The organism is Streptomyces sp. NBC_00029, assembly GCF_045160505.1.
Lineage (GTDB): Bacteria > Actinomycetota > Actinomycetes > Streptomycetales > Streptomycetaceae > Streptomyces.
Window position 1 is genome coordinate 3,919,797 of record NZ_CP108292.1, and the last position, 18,208, is coordinate 3,938,004.

The following is an 18,208-nucleotide window of genomic DNA, read 5'->3' on the forward strand; positions in this document are numbered from 1 at the left end:
TTTGGTGCGGCCTCCCCCGCCGGGTACACTCCTCGAGTTGCTCGGCGAGGGAGGCCGTACCTGTTTCCGGTACGGATGCTCCGTTATCGACGCGCTCTTCGTAGCAGGCCGTTTCGGCCGGGTGACTTCCGTCCATTTCCGTCACCCCACGAGGAGTGAGCATGTCCGAGGTCAAGCTTTCCGCCAAGATCCGTGACACCTTCGGCAAGGGCTCCGCCCGTCAGGCCCGTCGCGACGCCCTGACCCCCGCGGTCATCTACGGCCACGGCACCGAGCCGAAGCACGTCAACGTCGACGCCCACGCCCTTCAGCTGGCGCTGCGCACCCCGAACGTCCTGCTCTCCCTGGACCTCGGCGACGCCGGCACCGAGCTGGTCATCCCGAAGGCCGTGCAGAAGCACCCGCTGAAGCGCTCGATCTCCCACGTCGACTTCCTGATCGTCAAGAAGGGCGAGAAGGTCACCGTCGACGTCGCGATCGTCACCGAGGGCGAGCTGGCCGCCGGCGGCAACATGCTGGAGACCCTCCAGAACACCATCTCCGTCGAGGCCGAGGCCACGCACATCCCGACCGAGGTCACCGTCTCCATCGCGGGCCTCGAGGCCGGCGCGACCATCCACGCCTCGGACCTGGTCCTCCCGAAGGGCACCACCCTGGCCGTCGACGGCGACATCGCCGTCCTGCAGGTCGTGGCCCCGCAGGCCGAGGAGCCGGCCGCCGAGGCCGAGGGCACCGAGGCCTGAGCCTCGCCCCACCCCCTCAGCAGTTGCTGACCGACCGCCGTCCGGCTCCACTGGAGCGGGACGGCGGTCGTCTTCGTAGAGGAACCGAGGAGCTTTTGATGTCGGACGAAGCGGCGCCCTGGCTGATCGTGGGCCTGGGGAACCCGGGACCGGAGTACGCGGGCAACCGCCACAACATCGGGTTCATGGTGGCCGACCTGCTGGCGGAGCGGATCGGCGGGAAGTTCAAGGCGCACAAGGCCCGCGCCCAGGTGGTCGAGGGCCGCATGGGCCCGCCGGGGCCGGCGAACCGCCGGGTGGTGCTGGCCAAGCCGATGACGTACATGAACCTGTCCGGCGGCCCGGTGACGGCCCTGCGCGACTTCTACAAGGTGCCGCTGGAGCGGATCGTCGCGGTCCACGACGAGCTGGACATCGACTACCCGACGCTGCGCCTGAAGCTGGGCGGCGGGGACAACGGGCACAACGGCCTGAAGTCGATGACCAAGTCGATGGGCCCCGACTACCACCGGGTGCGCTGCGGCATCGGCCGGCCGCCGGGCCGCATGCAGGTCGCGGACTTCGTGCTGAAGGACTTCTCCTCCACGGAGCGCAAGGAGCTGGAGTGGTTCGTGGACCGCGCGGCGGACTCCGTGGAGTGCCTGATCGCCGAGGGTCTGGAGCGCGCCCAGTCGGCGTACAACTCCTGACCGGCAGGACACGAGGAAGCCCCCGCACCGTCCGGTGCGGGGGCTTCGTCGTGCCTGGGCGGCGGTCCGGGCCGTACGGGCCCTGCGGGTGCTCAGCCGGTGTTGCGCAGGCCCGCGGCGACGCCGTTGACCGTGAGCAGCAGGGCCCGGGCGAGCAGCGGGTCGGCCTCCTCGCCCCGGGCGGCGGCGGCGCGCTGGCGGGCCAGCAGGGAGACCTGGAGGTAGGAGATCGGGTCCAGGTAGGCGTCGCGCACGGCGAAGGTCTGCTGGAGCACCGGGTTCGAGCCGAGGAGCTCCTGGGCGCCGGTGATCCGCAGGACCTCGCGCACGGTGAGCTCGTGCTCGGCCTCGATGCGGGCGAAGACGTGCTTGAGGTTCTCGGGCACGAGGGTGTCGACGTAGTGGCGGGCGATCCGCAGGTCGGTCTTGGCCAGCGTCATCTCGACGTTGGACAGGAAGTTGCGGAAGAAGTGCCAGCGTCCGCCCATCTCGGCGAGGACGTCCTCCTGGCCCGCCTCGCGCAGGGCCTTGAGGCCGGAGCCGACTCCGTACCAGCCGGGGACGATCTGGCGGGACTGGGTCCAGCCGAAGACCCACGGGATGGCGCGCAGTCCGTCGAGGCCGGCGCCGGAGTCGGGCCGGCGGGAGGGCCGGGAGCCCAGGTGCAGGTCGGCGAGCTGGTCGACGGGGGTCGCGGCGAAGAAGTACGAGGGCAGGTCGGGGTCCTCGACGAGCTCGCGGTACGCGGCGTGCGCGGCGTCGGAGACGACGTCCATGGCCGCGTCCCAGCGGGTGAGGGCCTCGTCGGACTGGCGGGGCGCGGTGTGCAGGGCGGAGGCCTGCAGGGTGGCCGCGACGGTCAGTTCGAGGTTCTCCCGGGCCAGCGAGGGGACCAGGTACTTGTCGGAGATGACCTCGCCCTGCTCGGTGACCTTGATCTCGCCCTCGAGGGTCCCCCAGGGCTGGGCGAGGATCGCGTCGTGGGAGGGGCCGCCGCCGCGGCCGACGGTGCCGCCACGGCCGTGGAAGAGGCGCAGGCGCACGCCGTAGCGGTGGGCGACGTCGCGCAGCCGGCGCTGGGCGCGGTGGATCTCCCACTGGGAGGTGGTGATGCCGCCGAACTTGGAGGAGTCGGAGTAGCCGAGCATGACCTCCTGGACGTCTCCGCGCAGGGAGACCAGGCGCCGGTAGGAGGGGTCGGCGAGCATCTCGTCGAGGATGACGTCGGCGGCGCGCAGCTCGTCGGTGGTCTCCAGGAGCGGGACGATGCCGATCTTGGCCCAGCCGGTGTGGAGGTCGATGAGGCCGGCCTCGCGGGCGAGGACGGCGGCGGCGAAGACGTCGTCGGCGCCCTGGCACATCGAGATGATGTACGACTCGATGACCTCGGGGCCGAACTTCTCGAAGGCGTCCTTGATGGCACCGAAGACGCCGAGGGTCTTGGCTCCGGCGGCGTCGAGCGGGGCCGGGGTGGGCGCCAGCGGGCGGCGGGAGCGCAGTTCCTTGGCGAGGAGCTTCTGCCGGTACTCGCGCGGCATGTCGGCGTAGCGCCAGGACTCCTCGCCGAGCCGGTCGAAGAGCTGGCCGAGCGCGTGGTGGTGGGCGTCGGCGTGCTCGCGCACGTCCATCGTGGCGAGCTGGAGCCCGAAGGCGGCCAGGGTGCGGATGGTGCGGTCCATGCGGCCGTCGGCGAAGAGCGCGCCGCGGTGTTCGCGCAGCGAGGTCTGGATGAGGGTGAGGTCGGTGAGCAGCTCGGCGGTGCCGAGGTAGTCGCGGCCCTCCTCATGCGGGATGCCCTTGGCGAGGCGCTCGCGGGTGTTGAGGAGCTTCTGCCGGATGCAGGTGGCCTTGAGGCGGTACGGCTCCTCGGCGTTCAGCCGCTTGTAGCGCGGGCTGATCTCGGGGAGGCGCTCCAGGTCGGCCTGGAGGGAGGCGAGGAGTTCCTCGGTGGCTCCGGTGTAGCGGATGGAGTTGGAGAGGAGTCCGCGCAGATAGTCGATGAGTTCCAGCGCGTCGGTGATGCCGTGCTCGTGCTGGAGGATCAGCACGTCGCGGGTGACCTCGGGGGTGACGTTGGGGTTGCCGTCGCGGTCGCCGCCGATCCAGGTGCCGAAGGTGAGGGGGCGGGTGCCGGCGGGGATCTCGACGCCGACGCGCTGGAGCTCGGCGGCGAGGTCCTCCAGTACGTCCCCGACGGCGCCGGCGTGCAGCTCGTCGAGGTAGTAGATGGCGTTGCGGGCCTCGTCGGCGGGCTCGGGGCGCACGACGCGCAGCTCGTCGGTCTGCCAGACGAGGTCGATGTTCTCGGCGAGGCGCAGGTCGTGGCGGCGGCGGTCGCCGGCGCCGGTGACCGGCTCCTCCAGCAGGGTGGCGATGCGGCGCAGCTTGTTGAGGACGCTGCGGCGGGCCGCCTCGGTGGGGTGCGCGGTGAAGACGGGGCGGACGTTGAGGTTCTTGACCGTCGCGCGCAGGTGTTCGGGGTCGGCGTCCTTCAGCATGTCGGCCGTACGGGCGAGGAGCCCGCCCTCGGCGGCACGGTGGGCGCGCAGCTCCTTGCCGCGGTGCACCTGCTCGGTGACGTTGGCGAGGTGGAAGTAGGTGGAGAAGGCGCGTACGAGCTTGGCGGCGGTCTCCAGGTCGGTGTCGCCGAGCAGGGCGGCGGCGGCCTCGCCGTCGGTGCGGGTGAGGGCGCGGACGCGCTCGACGAGGTCGAGGAGGTCCTGGCCCTCCTGGCGTACGAGGGTCTCCCCGAGGAGGTCGCCCAGGCGGCGGATGTCCGCGCGCAGTTCCGCGTTGGCGGTGGCGGCCGGGGTGACGGGGGCCTGGCCCTGGGGGGCCTGGTCAGCACTGCTCACAGGTGCGGCTCCTTGCAGTGTTCGAGCGCTACTGGGCGGTGGGCTCCCGGCGACGTGCGGCGATGCCTTCCCCGGACTCGGTCCGGGGGCGGGATCTCCGCTCCTGATGCGCAGCTCGGGCTGCCCGTGCGGACCGCGCTGTCCGACGGGACCCAGGATAGGTGTCCGACGCGTGTGCCTGGACAAACGTCTCATCAGGCGGCGCGTGAACACCTCGCGCGCGCTCCTCCTCCCGGCGCTGCCCCTCTTGCCAGCTCACCCGGCTTTGCCATACTTACGATGCCGTAGGTTACGGGTCCGTAGGGTTTCGTAACCAGGGAGCCTCCCGCCTTCTCTCACCCCCCAGGGGACACCCATGACCACCAGTCCCGATCTGATCGAGGGTGCCACCGCGCCCTCCGACACGTCCGAGCCGTCCGCGACACTCGGCGGCGAGAACAAGCGGTCCATCGAGCAGATCGCTCTGCTGCTGTTCATCACCGTTCCCTTCGTGGCGCTCCTGGCCGCGGTCCCGCTGGCCTGGGGCTGGGGGGTGAGCTGGCTGGACCTGGGTCTGATGGTCTTCATGTACTTCCTGGCCTGCCACGGGATCACCATCGGTTTCCACCGCTACTTCACGCACGGTTCCTTCAAGGCGAAGCGGCCGCTGCGGATCGCGCTCGCCGTGATGGGGTCGATGGCGGTGGAGGGTCCGCTGGTGCGCTGGGTGGCCGACCACCGCAAGCACCACAAGTTCTCGGACCACGAGGGTGACCCGCATTCGCCGTGGCGGTTCGGGGAGACGCTGCCGGCCCTGATGAAGGGGCTGTGGTGGGCGCACATCGGCTGGCTCTTCGACGAGGAGCAGACCGATCAGCAGAAGTACGCCCCCGACCTGATCAAGGACCCGGCGATCCGCCGGATCTCGCGGGACTTCATCTTCTGGACGATGTTCTCGCTGGCGATCCCGCCGCTGGTGGGCGGTCTGGTGACGATGTCCTGGTGGGGCGCGTTCACGGCGTTCTTCTGGGGCTCCCTGGTGCGGGTCGCGCTGCTGCACCACGTGACGTGGTCGATCAACTCGATCTGCCACGCGGTGGGCAAGCGGCCGTTCAAGTCCCGGGACCGCAGCGGCAACGTGTGGTGGCTGGCGGTGCTCTCGTGCGGGGAGTCCTGGCACAACCTGCACCACGCCGACCCGACCTCGGCGCGGCACGGTGTGCTGCGCGGCCAGGTCGACTCCAGCGCCCGGCTGATCAGGTGGTTCGAGCAGCTCGGCTGGGCGACGGACGTGCGCTGGCCGTCGGCTGCCCGCATCGATGCCCGGCGCAGGGAAAACGAGTCGAACGCGGCATGATGGGGGGCGTGGCGATCGACGGCAGTAATTCCAGCAGCGACAAGCCCAGGCGCGGCCGCCGGGTACGGATGACGGGCGCGGAGCGGCGCCAGCAACTGCTGGACATCGGCCGGACCCTGTTCGCGGAGAAGGGCTTCGAAGGCACCTCGGTGGAGGAGATCGCGGCGAAGGCCGGGGTGTCCAAGCCGGTGGTGTACGAGCACTTCGGCGGCAAGGAGGGCCTGTACGCGGTCGTCGTGGACCGGGAGATGCGCCAGCTGCTGGACGGGGTGACGGGCGCGCTGACGGCCGGGCATCCGCGGGAGCTGCTGGAGCAGGCGGCTTTCGCGCTGCTGGACTACATCGAGTCGTACACGGACGGCTTCCGGATCCTCGTCCGGGACTCGCCGGTCGCCCAGTCGACCGGCACCTTCGCCTCGCTGATCAGCGATATCGCCACGCAGGTCGAGGACATCCTGGGCCTGGAGTTCAAGGCGCGGGGCTTCGACCCCAAGCTGGCCCCGCTGTACGCGCAGGCGCTGGTCGGGATGGTGGCGCTGACCGGGCAGTGGTGGCTGGACGTCCGCAAGCCCAAGAAGGCGGAGGTCGCGGCGCATCTGGTGAATCTCGCCTGGCACGGGCTGGACGGGCTGGAGTCGAAGCCGCAGCTGGTGGGCCGGCGCAAGAACTGACACGCGGTACGCGCAGGCATCACGACGGCGCCCCGTCACCGGAGATCCGGTGGCGGGGCGCCGTCGTGTGGTGCCGGGCGGTACGTCCTATGCGCAAGGTTCCAGAGCCGCGGGTTCCGGGTGGTGCCGCTCCAGGAATTCGAGCCGGTTGCCGACGGGGTCCTCCGAGTAGAAGCGGCGGTGGCCCGGCAGGTCGTCGTCCCAGACGACCTTGGCGCCCCGCTCGCTCAGTCTGCTCGCGTACGCCTCGATGTCGGTGACCCGCAGCCCCGGGTGGGCCTTGCGGGCGGGCCGGAAGTCCTCCTCGACGCCGAGGTGCAGCTGGACCGGGCCGGCGGCGAACCAGCAGCCCCCGCGTGCGGCGAGGACGGGCGGCTTGGGGATCTCGGTCATGCCGAGGACGTCCGTGTAATAGGCGCGGAGCAGGTCCTCCGAGTCCGGCGGCGCGGCGAGTTGCACGTGGTCGACTGCGGTCAGCACAGGTCATGCCTCCTTGCGGGCTACGGCGAAGATGCGGCGGAACGGGAAGACGGTGCCGCGCGGGCCGGTCGGGTAGGCCGCGCGCAGCCGGTCGCGGTATTCGGTGAGGAAGGCGTCCACGGCGTCGCGGTCGTCGCCGAGGGCGGTGAGAACGGGCCGCAGGGCGGTGCCCTTGACCCAGTCGAGTACGGGGTCGGGGCCCTGGAGCAGCTGGTGGTAGGTGGTCTCCCAGACATCGGCGGCGCAGCCGAGTGCGGTGAACCGGGCGAGGTATTCGGCGGGTTCGAGGAGGTGGATGTAGCGGGCGCCGTGTCCGGCGAGCCGGGACCGCCAGCGCGGGGTGTCGCACTGCTCGGCGAGCAGGGCGTGGCTGGGGGCGGTGAAGTTGCCGGGGATCTGGAAGGCGAAGGTGCCGCCGGGGCGCAGGCCGTTGATCCAGGCGCCGAAGGAGCCGGGGTGGCCGGGGACCCACTGGAGGGCGGCGTTGGAGACGATCAGGTCGTAGGGCTCTTCGGGAAGCCAGGTGGCGAGGTCGCCGTGGCGGAAGTCGAGGCTGCCGCCGCCGGGGGTGGGTCCGGCGTACTCCTCGCCGGCGCGGTGGAGCATCTCCGGGGAGAGGTCGAAGCCCGTGATGCGGGCCTCGGGCCATCGGTCGGCGAGGAGGGTGGTGACGTTGCCGGGGCCGCAGCCGAGGTCGGCGATGCGGGCGGGGCGGTGGGGGAGCTCGGGTATGCGGGTGAGCAGGTCGAGGAAGGGCCGTGTGCGGTGGCCCGAGTGCCGGAGGTACTGCTGGGGGTCCCAGGTGGGGGCGGATGGCGCGGTGGACGTGGGGGTCCCGGCGCGCGCGGTATCGGAATACATGTTCGAGCCTCCCTGCTGGCGGGGCGATCGGAAGCGGAATCCGTTCCGGCCCCCTCCATGCCCCATGCTCGCTTCATTTATATCTCGATGTCAAGATACTCGTGATCAAGATACTCGGTATGAAGAGACTTCACATCGACAGACCCCTTACACTGATCGGCATGGAGGACGAGGTCGACCGACTGGTGGCGGCATGGCGGCGGGAGCGCCCTGACCTCGACGTGGAACCGCTCGAGGTACTGAGCCGCGTCAGCAGGCTCGCGCGCCATCTCGACCGCGCCCGCCGGCTGGCCTTCTCCGAGCACGGCCTGGAGCCCTGGGAGTTCGACGTCCTCACCTCGCTCCGGCGGGCCGGCGCGCCCTACCAGCTCTCCCCCGGCCAGCTGTTGACCCAGACCCTGGTCACCTCCGGCACCATGACCAACCGCATCGACCGGCTGGCCAAGAAGGGCCTCGTCGAACGGCTCCCGGACCCCAGCGACCGCCGGGGGGTCCTGGTGCGGCTCACCCCCGAAGGACGGGACCGTGCCGACCAGGCCCTCGCCGGGCTGCTGGCCCAGGAGCGGGCGATCCTGGCCCAGCTCTCGCAGAACCAGCGCGGCGATCTCGCCAGGCTGCTACGCCAGTTGACCGCTCCGTTCGACAACATCCCCGGCTAGGTCCGCCGGTCGTACGCCGGCCCGCCGGGCCAGTGCCACCGCCGCCAGCGTGGAGTGCACCCCGAGCTTGCCCAGCACGTTCTGCATGTGGGTGCGGACCGTGTGCGGAGACAGGAACAGCCGCGCCGCCACGTCCTTGCGGCCCAGCCCCGCCACCATGCAGCGCAGCACCTCGTGCTCGCGCGGGGTCAGCGACTCCACCAGACGCTCGCTGTCCGTACGGTGCTTGCGCGCCGCGGTCAGTTCCCGGAGCACCCCGGTGAGCAGGGCGGGCGGCAGGTGGGTCTCCTCGCGCAGGACCCCGCGGATCACGGCCAGCAGCCGTGAGAGCGAACAGTCCTTCGCGACCCAGCCCGAGGCTCCCGCCTGGAGCGCGAGGGCGGCCCGACGGGGATCGTCGCGCTCGGCGAGCACGACGGTGCGGACCCCGGCATGGGTCACCCGCACCCCTGCGACCAGCGCGATCCCGTCCGAGGCCGGCGGCGGCGCCCCGGAGCCCGGCTCCCGCTGGGCGGGCACGGCCCCCGGGACCGCGCCGAGATCGGCGTCGACCAGCAGGACGTCGAAGCGACGGCCCTCGGCCGCCGCGCGTTCGAGGCAGCGCAGCGCGGCGGGACCGCTGCCGGCCGCGGACACGTCCACGTCCGGCTCGGCCGCGAGCGCGGCTGCGAGCGATTCGGCGAAGATGCGGTGATCGTCGACGACGAGAACCCGGATACGAACCACAAAACCCCCAAGGGTAGGGGAACGGACGACGGCGGGTACGGCGCCCGGACCGGGTGATCCGCAGCTGCCCCGGCCGCCGCCGTGACATCTCTGCACTACCCCGGACCGGACGACGTACCCGACTTGTCTCGACCCCTGAATCAACACCGGCCCCCACCGGTGTTACGCATCAGCGTAGGGCCGGGGGCGCCGGGCGGTTGGCCGAATAGCAGAAGTTTTCCCTCGGATTTTCCGGCGCGGGCGCTGCGAACCGGCTTTGTGGTGGCTTGAAATCGCCTGCCCCGAAGGTCCTGATGGCGGCTTCGGTACCGGCGTGTGCCGCGGGCAGTTGCACGGGGGGCATTTCACCCGGCGTGTGCACGCCGGGCGCCCGCGCACAGCGCCCGTCCGCAGCGCACGGCCCACACGCACACGCCCCCCGCACCGGTCGGGGTGCGGGGGGCGTGCAGGACGGCGGAGGTCCGGACGGCCGGGGGTTCCGGAAGGCTCAGGAGGCGTGCGTGCGCGCGAAGTTCCACGCGTCCGCGATGATCCCGGTGAGGTCCGAGCGGCTCGGGGTCCAGCCGAGGCGCTCGTGGGCCCTGCGCGCGGAGGCGACGAGCATCGCCGGGTCGCCGGCCCGGCGCGGGGCGACGACTTCGGGGATCTCCCGCCCGGTGACCTTGCGGACGGTCTCGACGACCTCGCGGACCGAGAACCCGCTGCCGTTGCCCAGGTTGCAGATCAGGTGCTCCCCGTCGGCGGCGACCCGCAGCGCGGCCAGGTGGGCCTCCGCCAGGTCGGCGACGTGGATGTAGTCGCGGACGCAGGTGCCGTCCGGGGTCGGGTAGTCCTCGCCGAACACCGAGATCGACTCCCGCTCGCCCAGCGCGACCTGGAGGACCAGCGGGATCAGGTGCGTCTCGGGGGTGTGCCGCTCGCCGAACTCGCCGTAGGCGCCGGCCACGTTGAAGTAGCGCAGGGACACCGCGGCCAGGCCGTGGGCCACGCACTCCCCCGCGATCATGTGGTCGACGGCCAGCTTCGTGGCGCCGTACGGGTTGGTCGGCGCGGTGACCGAGGTCTCGGTCAGCAGGCCTTCCGTCGGCTCCCCGTAGGTGGCGGCGGTGGAGGAGAACACCAGCTTGCGCACGCCGGCCTCGCGCATCGCGGCCAGCAGGGCCAGCGTCCCGCCGACGTTGTTCTCCCAGTACTTGCCCGGGTTCACCACGGACTCGCCGACCTGCGAGGACGCCGCGAAGTGCAGCACCGCGTCGTAGGAGGCGTCCAGGTGGCGGGCGGCGTCCTGGATCCGGCCCTCGACGAAGGTGGCGCCCGCCGGGACCCCGACGCGGAAGCCCGTGCTCAGGTCGTCGAGGACGGTGACCTCGTGGCCGGCCTCCAGAAGGTGGGCCGCGACCACGCTGCCGACGTATCCTGCGCCACCGGTTACCAGGTACTTGCTCACTCGCCTACTGCCTCTCGCGGGGGAGCACGCGCGGGTTCGTGCGCGTGCTTGGAGACTGGCTTACCCGATTCCGCGCCCATGGGGAAATCGGCGGCCGGACCCCGCCGGTGCGTCAGCCGCGCGCGGCGGCGGACGGGGCCGTGGGCAGCGCCCGGTCCAGCAGGCCGGTACGGGCGGCCAGCGCGGCCGCCTCCAGCCTCGACCCCACGCCCAGCTTCATCAGGACCCGCTGCACGTGCGTACGGGCGGTGCTCGGGGCGATCTCCATGCCCGCGGCGATCAGCCGGGTGTCCTCGCCCTCGGCGACCCGGACGAGCACCTCCACCTCGCGCGGGGTGAGCAGCCGCAGCAGCCTGCTGCCCTCGTCGTCGGGCTGGGCGGCGGGATTCAGCAGCTCCGCGAAGGCCCCCTGCAGCAGCTGCGGGGCGATCGCCACCTCCCCCGCCCTGGCCTTGGCCAACGCCCGTTCCACGCCCTCGATGCGCTCGTCCTGGCGTACGTACCCGCAGGCGCCGGCGGCGAAGGCGGCCGCGATCCCGCGCGGGCTGGGCACCGGGCCGAGGACGACCACGGCGGTCTGCGGGCGCTCCCGCTTGATGCGGACGACGGGCTCGAAGACCCCGGGCTCGGCCGGGGTGGCCGTGCCGAACAGGCAGACCTCCGGAGCGCGGCCGATGACCAGCTCGGCGGCGCCCGCCGCCGGGGCAGCGGCGGCCAGTACCCGGTGGCCGCGCAGCTTCAGGGCAGAGGCGAGTGCCTCGGCCAGCAGCCGGTGCTCGTCGACCACCACGACCCGTACGCCCATTGAGGAACCACCCCCCACCCTTCTGACCCGGCAAGCTACACGCTTGTTCGACGGTGCGAGGGGGATACAGCGCAGAAGCCCCCGATCGGTGCGGACCGTTCGGGGGCTTCTGGCGGTGCTGTGCGAGTCAGCTCGCGGTGAAGGAGACGAACAGGAAGTCCTTCTCGGTCTCCGAGAACGGCTTGCTGACGTTCTGCTTGGACATGAAGAGCTTTCCGTTGTGGTAACGGAACTCGGAGGAGAACTCGGGCGAGAAGGACGTCTCGCCGCTCCTGATGGCCTTGTCGGCCGGGTTCTCCATGAGGAGGGTTTCCTTCATCGTCTTGCCGTCGATGCTGACGATCTGGCCGCCCTTGTCGTACGGGGGGGTCTTGTAGGCGATGATGTTCGCCCCGTCCATGCGCAGCGGGTACATGGTGTACCGCTCGCCCGCGTCGGCGCGGTCGGTGGTCTGCTTGCCGGTCTCCAGGTCGAAGGAGACCAGCTCGTTGGTGCGGCCGCTGGGGGACTGGCCCTGGTGCTCGGCGGAGGGCACGTAGACCTTGCCGTTGCCGACGACCATGTTCGAGCACTTCTCGACGTCGGTGGAGGCGCACTTGGCGGCGAAGGAGCCGGCGACGAGGGGGATGCGGGCCTTCAGCTCGCCCTTGGGGTCGATGACGAACAGGTCGCTGACGCCCTTGCCGCCCTTGGCGTTGTCCCCGACGTCGGCCCCGACGACGAACGGCTTGGTGGAGACGATGTGTGCGTACTCGATGCCCTGGGAGAGCTTGTACGAGGCGGTGGGCGCGCCGGTGACCGGGTCGAGGATCTGCGCGTGCAGCGTGTAGTTGGGGTGCTGGCCGCACTTGCGGATGACACCGAGGGCCTCGCCGCCCGCGTAGCCGGTGTCGCGGCAGCTCTCGCCGTCGACCTTGGGCTGCCACAGGTTCTTGCCGTCGGCGAGGTTCCAGGCGGCGCCGCCGCTGGAGACGCCACCCGCAGCGACGGTCTTGCCGCTGATGGTGATCTCGGAGAACTGGACGGGCTTGTCGCCGCCGGTGGCGCTCTTGACGTTGCCGGACCATGCGAGCTTGCCGGCCTCCAGGTCGATGACGCCGACCTCGGTGCACGGCGGGTACTTGTTCTCGGCCGTGGGCTGGGCGGGCCGGAAGAGGATCGCGCTCTTGTTCTCGCTGACGTGGTGGGTGGCGCCGCAGACCTCGCCCGTGAGGGGGATCTCCCACTTCTTGGAGCCGTCGACGAGGTTGTAGCCGACGACCTTCGACACGTCGGACTTGACGTAGGTGTTGTCGGTCAGCCAGGAGCCGTTGACGGAGACCAGGTCGGCGACCGTGGGGGCCGGGTGGTTGTAGAGGGTCTTCGACTTGGGATTGCCGGGGACCTTCTCGGTGCCGGGCGTGGAGACCTGGTTCTTGTCGCCGCCCGGGGAGGCGCTGGGGTCGCTCTGCGCGGTGGTCCCGCCGCCGTCGCCGGAGGTGTACCAGAGGCCGCCGCCGACGATGAGGACGATGGCCAGCAGGGCCGCGCCGACGATCATCAGCTGAGTGCGCTTGTCGTTGCCGCCGCCGGCCGCGGGCCGGGCCGCGGGTTCGGGCGCGCCGGGCGGGCCGGGCACACCGGGCGGGCCGAACGGCGGCGGGGTGCCGGGCTGCTGCGGGTAGCCGTAACCGGGACCGGACTGCGGGTATCCGTAGCCGGGCTGCTGGACGGGCGGGTAGCCGTAACCGGGCTGCTGGGCCGACGGGGCCGGCGGCTGCGGAGCGCCCTCCGGCGCGGGCGGGACCGGCGGGGGCGCGCCGAAGCCTCCCGACGGGGGCTGCTGCGGGGGCGGCGGGGTACTCGGCGTACTCATGCGGGGTTCTACTGCCTCTCGGTGGGCGGCTCGGTGGACTCGTTCACTTGCCGAAGGCCATCAGGAGCTTCTCCTCCTTGTTCTCGCCGATCAGCCGGGGGACGGAGAGGAAGAGCCGCCCGTCCCCGTAGGTGACGCTCTCGGAGGTCAGGAAGGAAGCCTCGAGCCGTGCGGAGGTGCCCGAGGGAAGCTTCAGCAGCGTCTGGGGCTCGCCTCCGCCGCCCGGGAACGAGACGACCTCGCCGGGCTGGTCGGCCACGGAGGCGCGGTAGGCGGTCAGCCGGCCGTCCGCGGCCCTGAGCGGGATGAGGACCTTCTTGTCGCCGGCCTTGGTGCGCCACTTGACCTTGCCCGTGCCGAGGTCGAAGGCGACGATCTCGCTGCCGGTGGACTTGTCCGCGGACTGGAGGTAGAGGGTGTCCGCGTCGACGTTGGAGTCCCCGCAGTGCTGCAGGCCCTCGGTCGTGCTGCTGCCGCCGCAGTTGACCAGGAAGCTGCCTTCACCGGAGAGCGTGCTGCGCTTCTGTCCCTTGTCGTCGAGGACGAGGATCGCGCGCTGCTTGGTGTCGCGGTTGCCGGTGTCGATCACGGTGGGGCTGACCGAGTAGACGGCGTTGACCTGGTAGCCCTTGGGCAGGCGGTAGCTCCAGGTCTTCTTGCCGGTGTTCGGGTCGGCGTCCTGGATCTCGATGGTCCGGTCGTCGTCCATGCAGAGGGCCGTGGCGATCATCTTGTTGTTGTCCGCGGCGTACGTCATGGGCTTGCAGCCATCGGGGCCCGCGTCGGAGAAGAGCTTGCCGCCGGTGCTCAGGCGGTGGGCGCTCTGGCCCCCCATCCAGCCGAGGGCGAAGGTGTCGCCGCTGAGGCTGACCGTGGTGTCGGAGGCGGTCTTGAACGGCCCCTCCATGACGAGCTCCTTCGTCCAGCCCTCCTTGCCGGCCTTGAGGTCGATGAGCTTGATCTGGTTGCAGTTGCCGTCGGCGTTCTTGACGACCATGACGGTCTTGCCGTCTGGGGTGGTCTGACCGGTGATTCCGCAGATCTCCGTGCGGAGATCGATCTTCCACTTCTCCTTGCCGTCGGTCGTCCCGTAGCCGATGACGGACTTGTCGACGGTCTTGACGACGGTGTCGCCGACGACCCACAGGCCCTTGGCCGGGATACCGGCACCCGGGCCCTCCATCTTGACGGTCTTCAGCCAGAGGGCCTTGTCCTCACCCGGCTTGCGGCCCGCGTTGAGGTCGGTCGGGATGTTGCTCCCGTGGCCGATGGGGTCGTCCCTTTCCGTCGAGGCCGAGGGTGCGGGCTTGCCGTCGGCGGGCGCCGGGCTCTGCGCGACGGGCCCCTTCGCGGCGGGCTTCCCGTCGTCACCGAGCAGGAAGTAGCCGCCGGTACCGAGTACGAGGACCCCCGCGACCGCGGCCGCGATCAGGACCACTGCCTTGCGCCGGCCGGGCCGCGGCCCGACGGGGGGCGTGCCGGGCGACGTCGGGAACCCGTGCACGCCGCCGGACACGGGCGGCTGGGTGACGGTCGGGGGCTGCTGGGCGTACGGGTTGGGGCCCTGCGGGGGCAACCCGTATCCCGGTTGCGGAGGACCGGGCAAGTGGCCGTAGCCGGAGGGCGTCGGCGGCTGGGGCGGCTCGGTCATCAGCGCATACCTTCGGCGTCAGGCGGCAAGTCGGGTGTGGAACGACCCTTTCTACCACTCGTGGCCGACATGCGACGGGCCGGTCCGACCCCTGTTCCCAAGGGCGGACCGGCCCGTGACGTGGTCGTTATCCGACCGGGCGGTGCTCAAATCTGTCCGGACTCACGCGTCTTCGGCCAACTCCAGCCAGCGCATCTCCAAATCGTCGCGGTCCGCGAGGAGTTCGCGGAGCTCCGCGTCGAGCTTGGCCACCTTGTCGTAATCGGTGGAGTTCTCGGCGATCTGGGCGTGCAGGTTGCCCTCGCGGTCGGACAGCTTGTTCAGCTGCCGCTCGATCTTCTGGAGCTCCTTCTTCGCGGCGCGCGAGTCCCCCGAGGCGGTGGACTTCGCGGCGGCGGAGGCCTGAGCGGGCGCCGGGGCGGCCGCCTCGATCATCCGCTGCCGGCGCTCCAGGTACTCGTCCAGACCGCGCGGCAGCATCCGCAGGCTCGCGTCGCCGAGCAGCGCCATCACCGTGTCGGTGGTGCGCTCGATGAAGAACCGGTCGTGGGAGATCACGATCATCGAGCCGGGCCAGCCGTCGAGGAGGTCCTCCAGCTGGGTCAGGGTCTCGATGTCGAGGTCGTTGGTGGGCTCGTCGAGGAAGAGGACGTTGGGCTCGTCCATCAGCAGGCGCAGGATCTGCAGGCGGCGCCGCTCACCACCGGAGAGGTCGCCGACGGGCGTCCACTGCTTCTCCTTGGTGAAGCCGAACTGCTCGCAGAGCTGGCCCGCCGTCATCTCGCGGCCCTTGCCGAGGTCGACGCGGTCGCGGACGCGCTGGACGGCCTCCAGGACCCGCAGGGACGGGTCGAGTTCACCGACCTCCTGGGAGAGGTAGGCCAGCTTGACGGTCTTTCCGACGATGACCCGGCCGGCCGCGGGCTGGACCTCGCCCTGGGTACGGGCGGCCTCGGCGAGGGCGCGCAGCAGGGAGGTCTTGCCTGCGCCGTTGACGCCGACGAGGCCGACGCGGTCGCCGGGACCCAGGTGCCAGGTGAGGTGCTTGAGCAGTTCCTTCGGCCCGGCGTGGACGCTGACGTCCTCCAGGTCGAAGACCGTCTTGCCGAGGCGGGCGTTGGCGAACTTCATCAGCTCGGAGGTGTCGCGCGGCGGCGGCACGTCGGCGATCAGCTCATTGGCCGCCTCGATGCGGTAGCGCGGCTTGGAGGTCCGGGCGGGGGCGCCGCGGCGCAGCCAGGCCAGCTCCTTGCGCATCAGGTTCTGCCGCTTGGACTCCTCGGTGGCTGCGATGCGGTCGCGCTCGGCGCGGGCGAAGACGTAGTCGCTGTAGCCGCCCTCGTACTCGTGCACGTCACCGCGCTGCACGTCCCACATGCGGGTGCAGACCTGGTCGAGGAACCAGCGGTCGTGGGTGACGCAGACGAGCGCGGAGCGGCGCTCCTGGAGGTGCTTGGCCAGCCAGGAAATGCCCTCGACGTCGAGGTGGTTGGTGGGCTCGTCGAGGATCAGGAGGTCCTGGTCGGCGATGAGGAGCTTGGCGAGGGCGATCCGGCGGCGCTCGCCGCCGGAGAGCGGGCCGATGACGGTGTCGAGGCCCTGGCCGAAGCCGGGCAGGTCGAGGCCGCCGAAGAGTCCGGTCAGGACGTCACGGATCTTGGCGTTGCCGGCCCACTCGTGGTCGGCCATGTCCCCGATGATCTCGTGGCGGACGGTCGCCCGGGGGTCGAGGGAGTCGTGCTGGGTGAGGACGCCCATCTGCAGGCCGCCGGACTGGGTGACCCGGCCGGTGTCCGGTTCCTCCAGCTTGGCGAGCATCCGGATGAGGGTGGTCTTGCCGTCGCCGTTGCGGCCGACCACGCCGATCCGGTCTCCCTCGGACACGCCGAGGGAGATGCCGTCCAGCAGGGTACGTGTGCCGTACACCTTGCTGACTGCCTCGACATTGACCAGATTGACGGCCATCAGACGCGCTCCAGGGAAAGGGTGTGGATCAGCCCCTCAGCCTAACCCTCCGGGCAGGGGCAGAGCGTTCTACGAGATACCAGCCGCCCAGTGCCATCGCGATCGCGGCCGGAGCGGTGACGGGAAGGGCGATCAGCGTGGCGCTGTGCCCGTCGAGCAGGCCGCCGAGGCCGGTCATGGACAGACCCAGGATCCCGAGCAGGCACAGGGTGATCCCGAGGGCGGCGAGCGGGCCGCCGGTGCGCCGTGCGGGGGCGGGGGCGCTCGGCCGGGGCGCCTCGAAGCGGCGGAACAGCGCGACGAGCACGCCCGTCAGCCCGGCCGCGGCGAGGATCCGTACCGGGACCTGCGCCCACCAGGCGGCCGTCGCGGGCTCCGGCAGGCCGAGGCCGAGCGCGAGCTGGGCCCCGTACACGCCGAGCATGGCGGTGAGGTGCCACAGGAAGGCGGTCATGGCGAGGCCGTTGGCCGCGACGACCCCGCGCCAGACGCGCGGACGGCGCAGCCAGGCGGAGGCGGGCCCGGCCGCCAGCTGGACGGCGCCGACGAGCCACAGGCCGTGGCAGAGCAGGGCCAGGGTGGGCGGGGCCATGTTGGAGACCTTCTCGCCGGGCATCCCGACCATGGACAGCGGGTACGGGCCGTACGCCACCAGCAGGGCGGCCGAGGCGAGTCCGGCGGCGGCGAGCACGGCCGGCCGGCGGATGCGGCCGTCAGCGCGCAGGAAGCCGAGCTGGTGGACGGCAAGCCAGACGAAGGCGAAGTTCAGGAACTCCACGTACGGGACGCCGAGCGCGAAGCGCAGTACGTCGACCAGCGCGGCGGCCCCGGCCAGGGCGGCGAAGGCGGCCCAGCCGTGGCGCTCGTGCAGCTTCAGCAGCGGCGGGGTGAAGGCGACCATGGCCAGGTAGATCCCGATGAACCACAGCGGCTGGGTGACCAGCCGCAGCGCGGCCCCGGTCAGCGCACCGCCGCCCCTGCCGGCGAGCTGCACGGCGAGCGCGAGCACGGCCCACACCAGGACGAAGACGAGGGTGGGGCGCAGCAGCCGCTGGAGCCGGGCCCGCAGGAAGACGGCGTAGACGGGGCCGTCGGTGCGGCGGGCCAGGGAGCGGTAGGACAGGGCGTGCGAGAAGCCGCCGACGAAGAAGAAGACGGGCATGATCTGCAGCCCCCAGGTGAGCACCTGGAGCGCGGGAACGAGGGCGAGCAGGTTCCCTATCCCGTCGGCGCTGACGGCGGCCATCAGCCAGTGTCCGGCGATGACGGTGCCGAGCGAGGCGACGCGCAGCAGGTCGACGTACCGGTCGCGGTCGGCGGGGGTGGCGTCGGCCAGGGCCCGTGCGGTGGCTGTCATGCGGCTACGGTCGCTCCCGCGGGGTGTCTCCCGACAGGGGGCGGATACTCAACTCCGGCCTAGGTATTGCCACTACCGGGGCTCCGCCCCCGTGCCCCGCGCCTCAAT

The 18,208-nt window shown here is 71.4% G+C and carries 15 protein-coding genes; 5 read left to right on the forward strand and 10 right to left on the reverse strand.

Features of this window, described 5'->3' with window-relative positions:
- Positions 1–161 precede the first annotated feature (161 nt).
- Together OG753_RS18345 and pth are read left to right on the forward strand one after the other, a co-directional pair.
- The gene (locus OG753_RS18345) at positions 162–743 is read left to right on the forward strand and encodes a 50S ribosomal protein L25/general stress protein Ctc (RefSeq protein ID WP_327262840.1); all 582 of its coding nucleotides are present in this window, start codon (positions 162–164) and stop codon (positions 741–743) included.
- Between the two features lie 98 nt (positions 744–841).
- Positions 842–1,432, forward strand: a complete 591-nt coding sequence (gene pth / locus OG753_RS18350; RefSeq protein WP_327262841.1) for an aminoacyl-tRNA hydrolase — start codon at positions 842–844, stop codon at positions 1,430–1,432.
- A gap of 92 nt (positions 1,433–1,524) precedes the next feature.
- On the opposite strand, the gene ppc is transcribed toward pth, so the two are convergent.
- Entirely contained in the window at positions 1,525–4,287 is a 2,763-nt protein-coding gene (ppc, locus tag OG753_RS18355) for a phosphoenolpyruvate carboxylase (RefSeq protein WP_327262842.1), read from the reverse strand.
- Between the two features lie 355 nt (positions 4,288–4,642).
- Here ppc and OG753_RS18360 point away from each other — a divergent pair, with 355 nt between their 5' ends.
- Together OG753_RS18360 and OG753_RS18365 are read left to right on the forward strand one after the other, a co-directional pair.
- Positions 4,643–5,623: an acyl-CoA desaturase gene (locus OG753_RS18360; RefSeq protein ID WP_383200580.1), complete on the forward strand. Its 981-nt coding sequence runs from the start codon at positions 4,643–4,645 to the stop codon at positions 5,621–5,623.
- Positions 5,620–6,294 (forward strand): TetR family transcriptional regulator, encoded by a 675-nt coding sequence (locus tag OG753_RS18365; protein ID WP_030008903.1) that lies wholly within the window; start codon positions 5,620–5,622, stop codon positions 6,292–6,294. The genes OG753_RS18360 and OG753_RS18365 overlap by 4 nt, the downstream gene beginning before the upstream one ends.
- Positions 6,295–6,381: 87 nt before the next feature.
- Here OG753_RS18365 and OG753_RS18370 read toward each other — a convergent pair whose 3' ends face one another.
- Entirely contained in the window at positions 6,382–6,774 is a 393-nt protein-coding gene (locus OG753_RS18370; RefSeq protein ID WP_327262844.1) for a VOC family protein, read from the reverse strand.
- Between the two features lie 3 nt (positions 6,775–6,777).
- Positions 6,778–7,635, reverse strand: coding sequence for a trans-aconitate 2-methyltransferase (locus OG753_RS18375; RefSeq protein WP_327262845.1), 858 nt, complete (start codon positions 7,633–7,635; stop codon positions 6,778–6,780).
- A 161-nt stretch (positions 7,636–7,796) separates the two neighbouring features.
- Between OG753_RS18375 and OG753_RS18380 the strand changes: the two genes are divergently transcribed.
- Entirely contained in the window at positions 7,797–8,294 is a 498-nt protein-coding gene (locus tag OG753_RS18380) for a MarR family winged helix-turn-helix transcriptional regulator (protein WP_405789217.1), read from the forward strand.
- On the opposite strand, the gene OG753_RS18385 is transcribed toward OG753_RS18380, so the two are convergent.
- From OG753_RS18385 to OG753_RS18415, 7 genes are all read right to left on the reverse strand, one after another.
- The gene (locus OG753_RS18385) at positions 8,253–9,020 is read right to left on the reverse strand and encodes a LuxR C-terminal-related transcriptional regulator (RefSeq protein ID WP_383205154.1); all 768 of its coding nucleotides are present in this window, start codon (positions 9,018–9,020) and stop codon (positions 8,253–8,255) included. The two genes, OG753_RS18380 and OG753_RS18385, sit on opposite strands and share 42 nt — an antisense overlap.
- Positions 9,021–9,507: 487 nt before the next feature.
- The gene (gene galE, locus OG753_RS18390; protein ID WP_327262847.1) at positions 9,508–10,467 is read right to left on the reverse strand and encodes a UDP-glucose 4-epimerase GalE; all 960 of its coding nucleotides are present in this window, start codon (positions 10,465–10,467) and stop codon (positions 9,508–9,510) included.
- Between the two features lie 112 nt (positions 10,468–10,579).
- Complete coding sequence (locus tag OG753_RS18395) at positions 10,580–11,272, reverse strand: LuxR C-terminal-related transcriptional regulator (protein ID WP_327262848.1); 693 nt, start codon at positions 11,270–11,272, stop codon at positions 10,580–10,582.
- A 127-nt stretch (positions 11,273–11,399) separates the two neighbouring features.
- Positions 11,400–13,127 (reverse strand): PQQ-binding-like beta-propeller repeat protein, encoded by a 1,728-nt coding sequence (locus OG753_RS18400; RefSeq protein ID WP_405789219.1) that lies wholly within the window; start codon positions 13,125–13,127, stop codon positions 11,400–11,402.
- A gap of 43 nt (positions 13,128–13,170) precedes the next feature.
- Entirely contained in the window at positions 13,171–14,778 is a 1,608-nt protein-coding gene (locus OG753_RS18405; RefSeq protein WP_405789221.1) for a PQQ-binding-like beta-propeller repeat protein, read from the reverse strand.
- A 162-nt stretch (positions 14,779–14,940) separates the two neighbouring features.
- Positions 14,941–16,743, reverse strand: coding sequence for an ABC-F family ATP-binding cassette domain-containing protein (locus tag OG753_RS18410; RefSeq protein WP_327262851.1), 1,803 nt, complete (start codon positions 16,741–16,743; stop codon positions 14,941–14,943).
- Between the two features lie 28 nt (positions 16,744–16,771).
- A complete protein-coding gene (locus tag OG753_RS18415) occupies positions 16,772–18,100 on the reverse strand; it encodes an acyltransferase (protein WP_327262852.1) in 1,329 nt (442 codons plus the stop codon).
- Between the last annotated feature and the right edge of the window lie 108 nt (positions 18,101–18,208).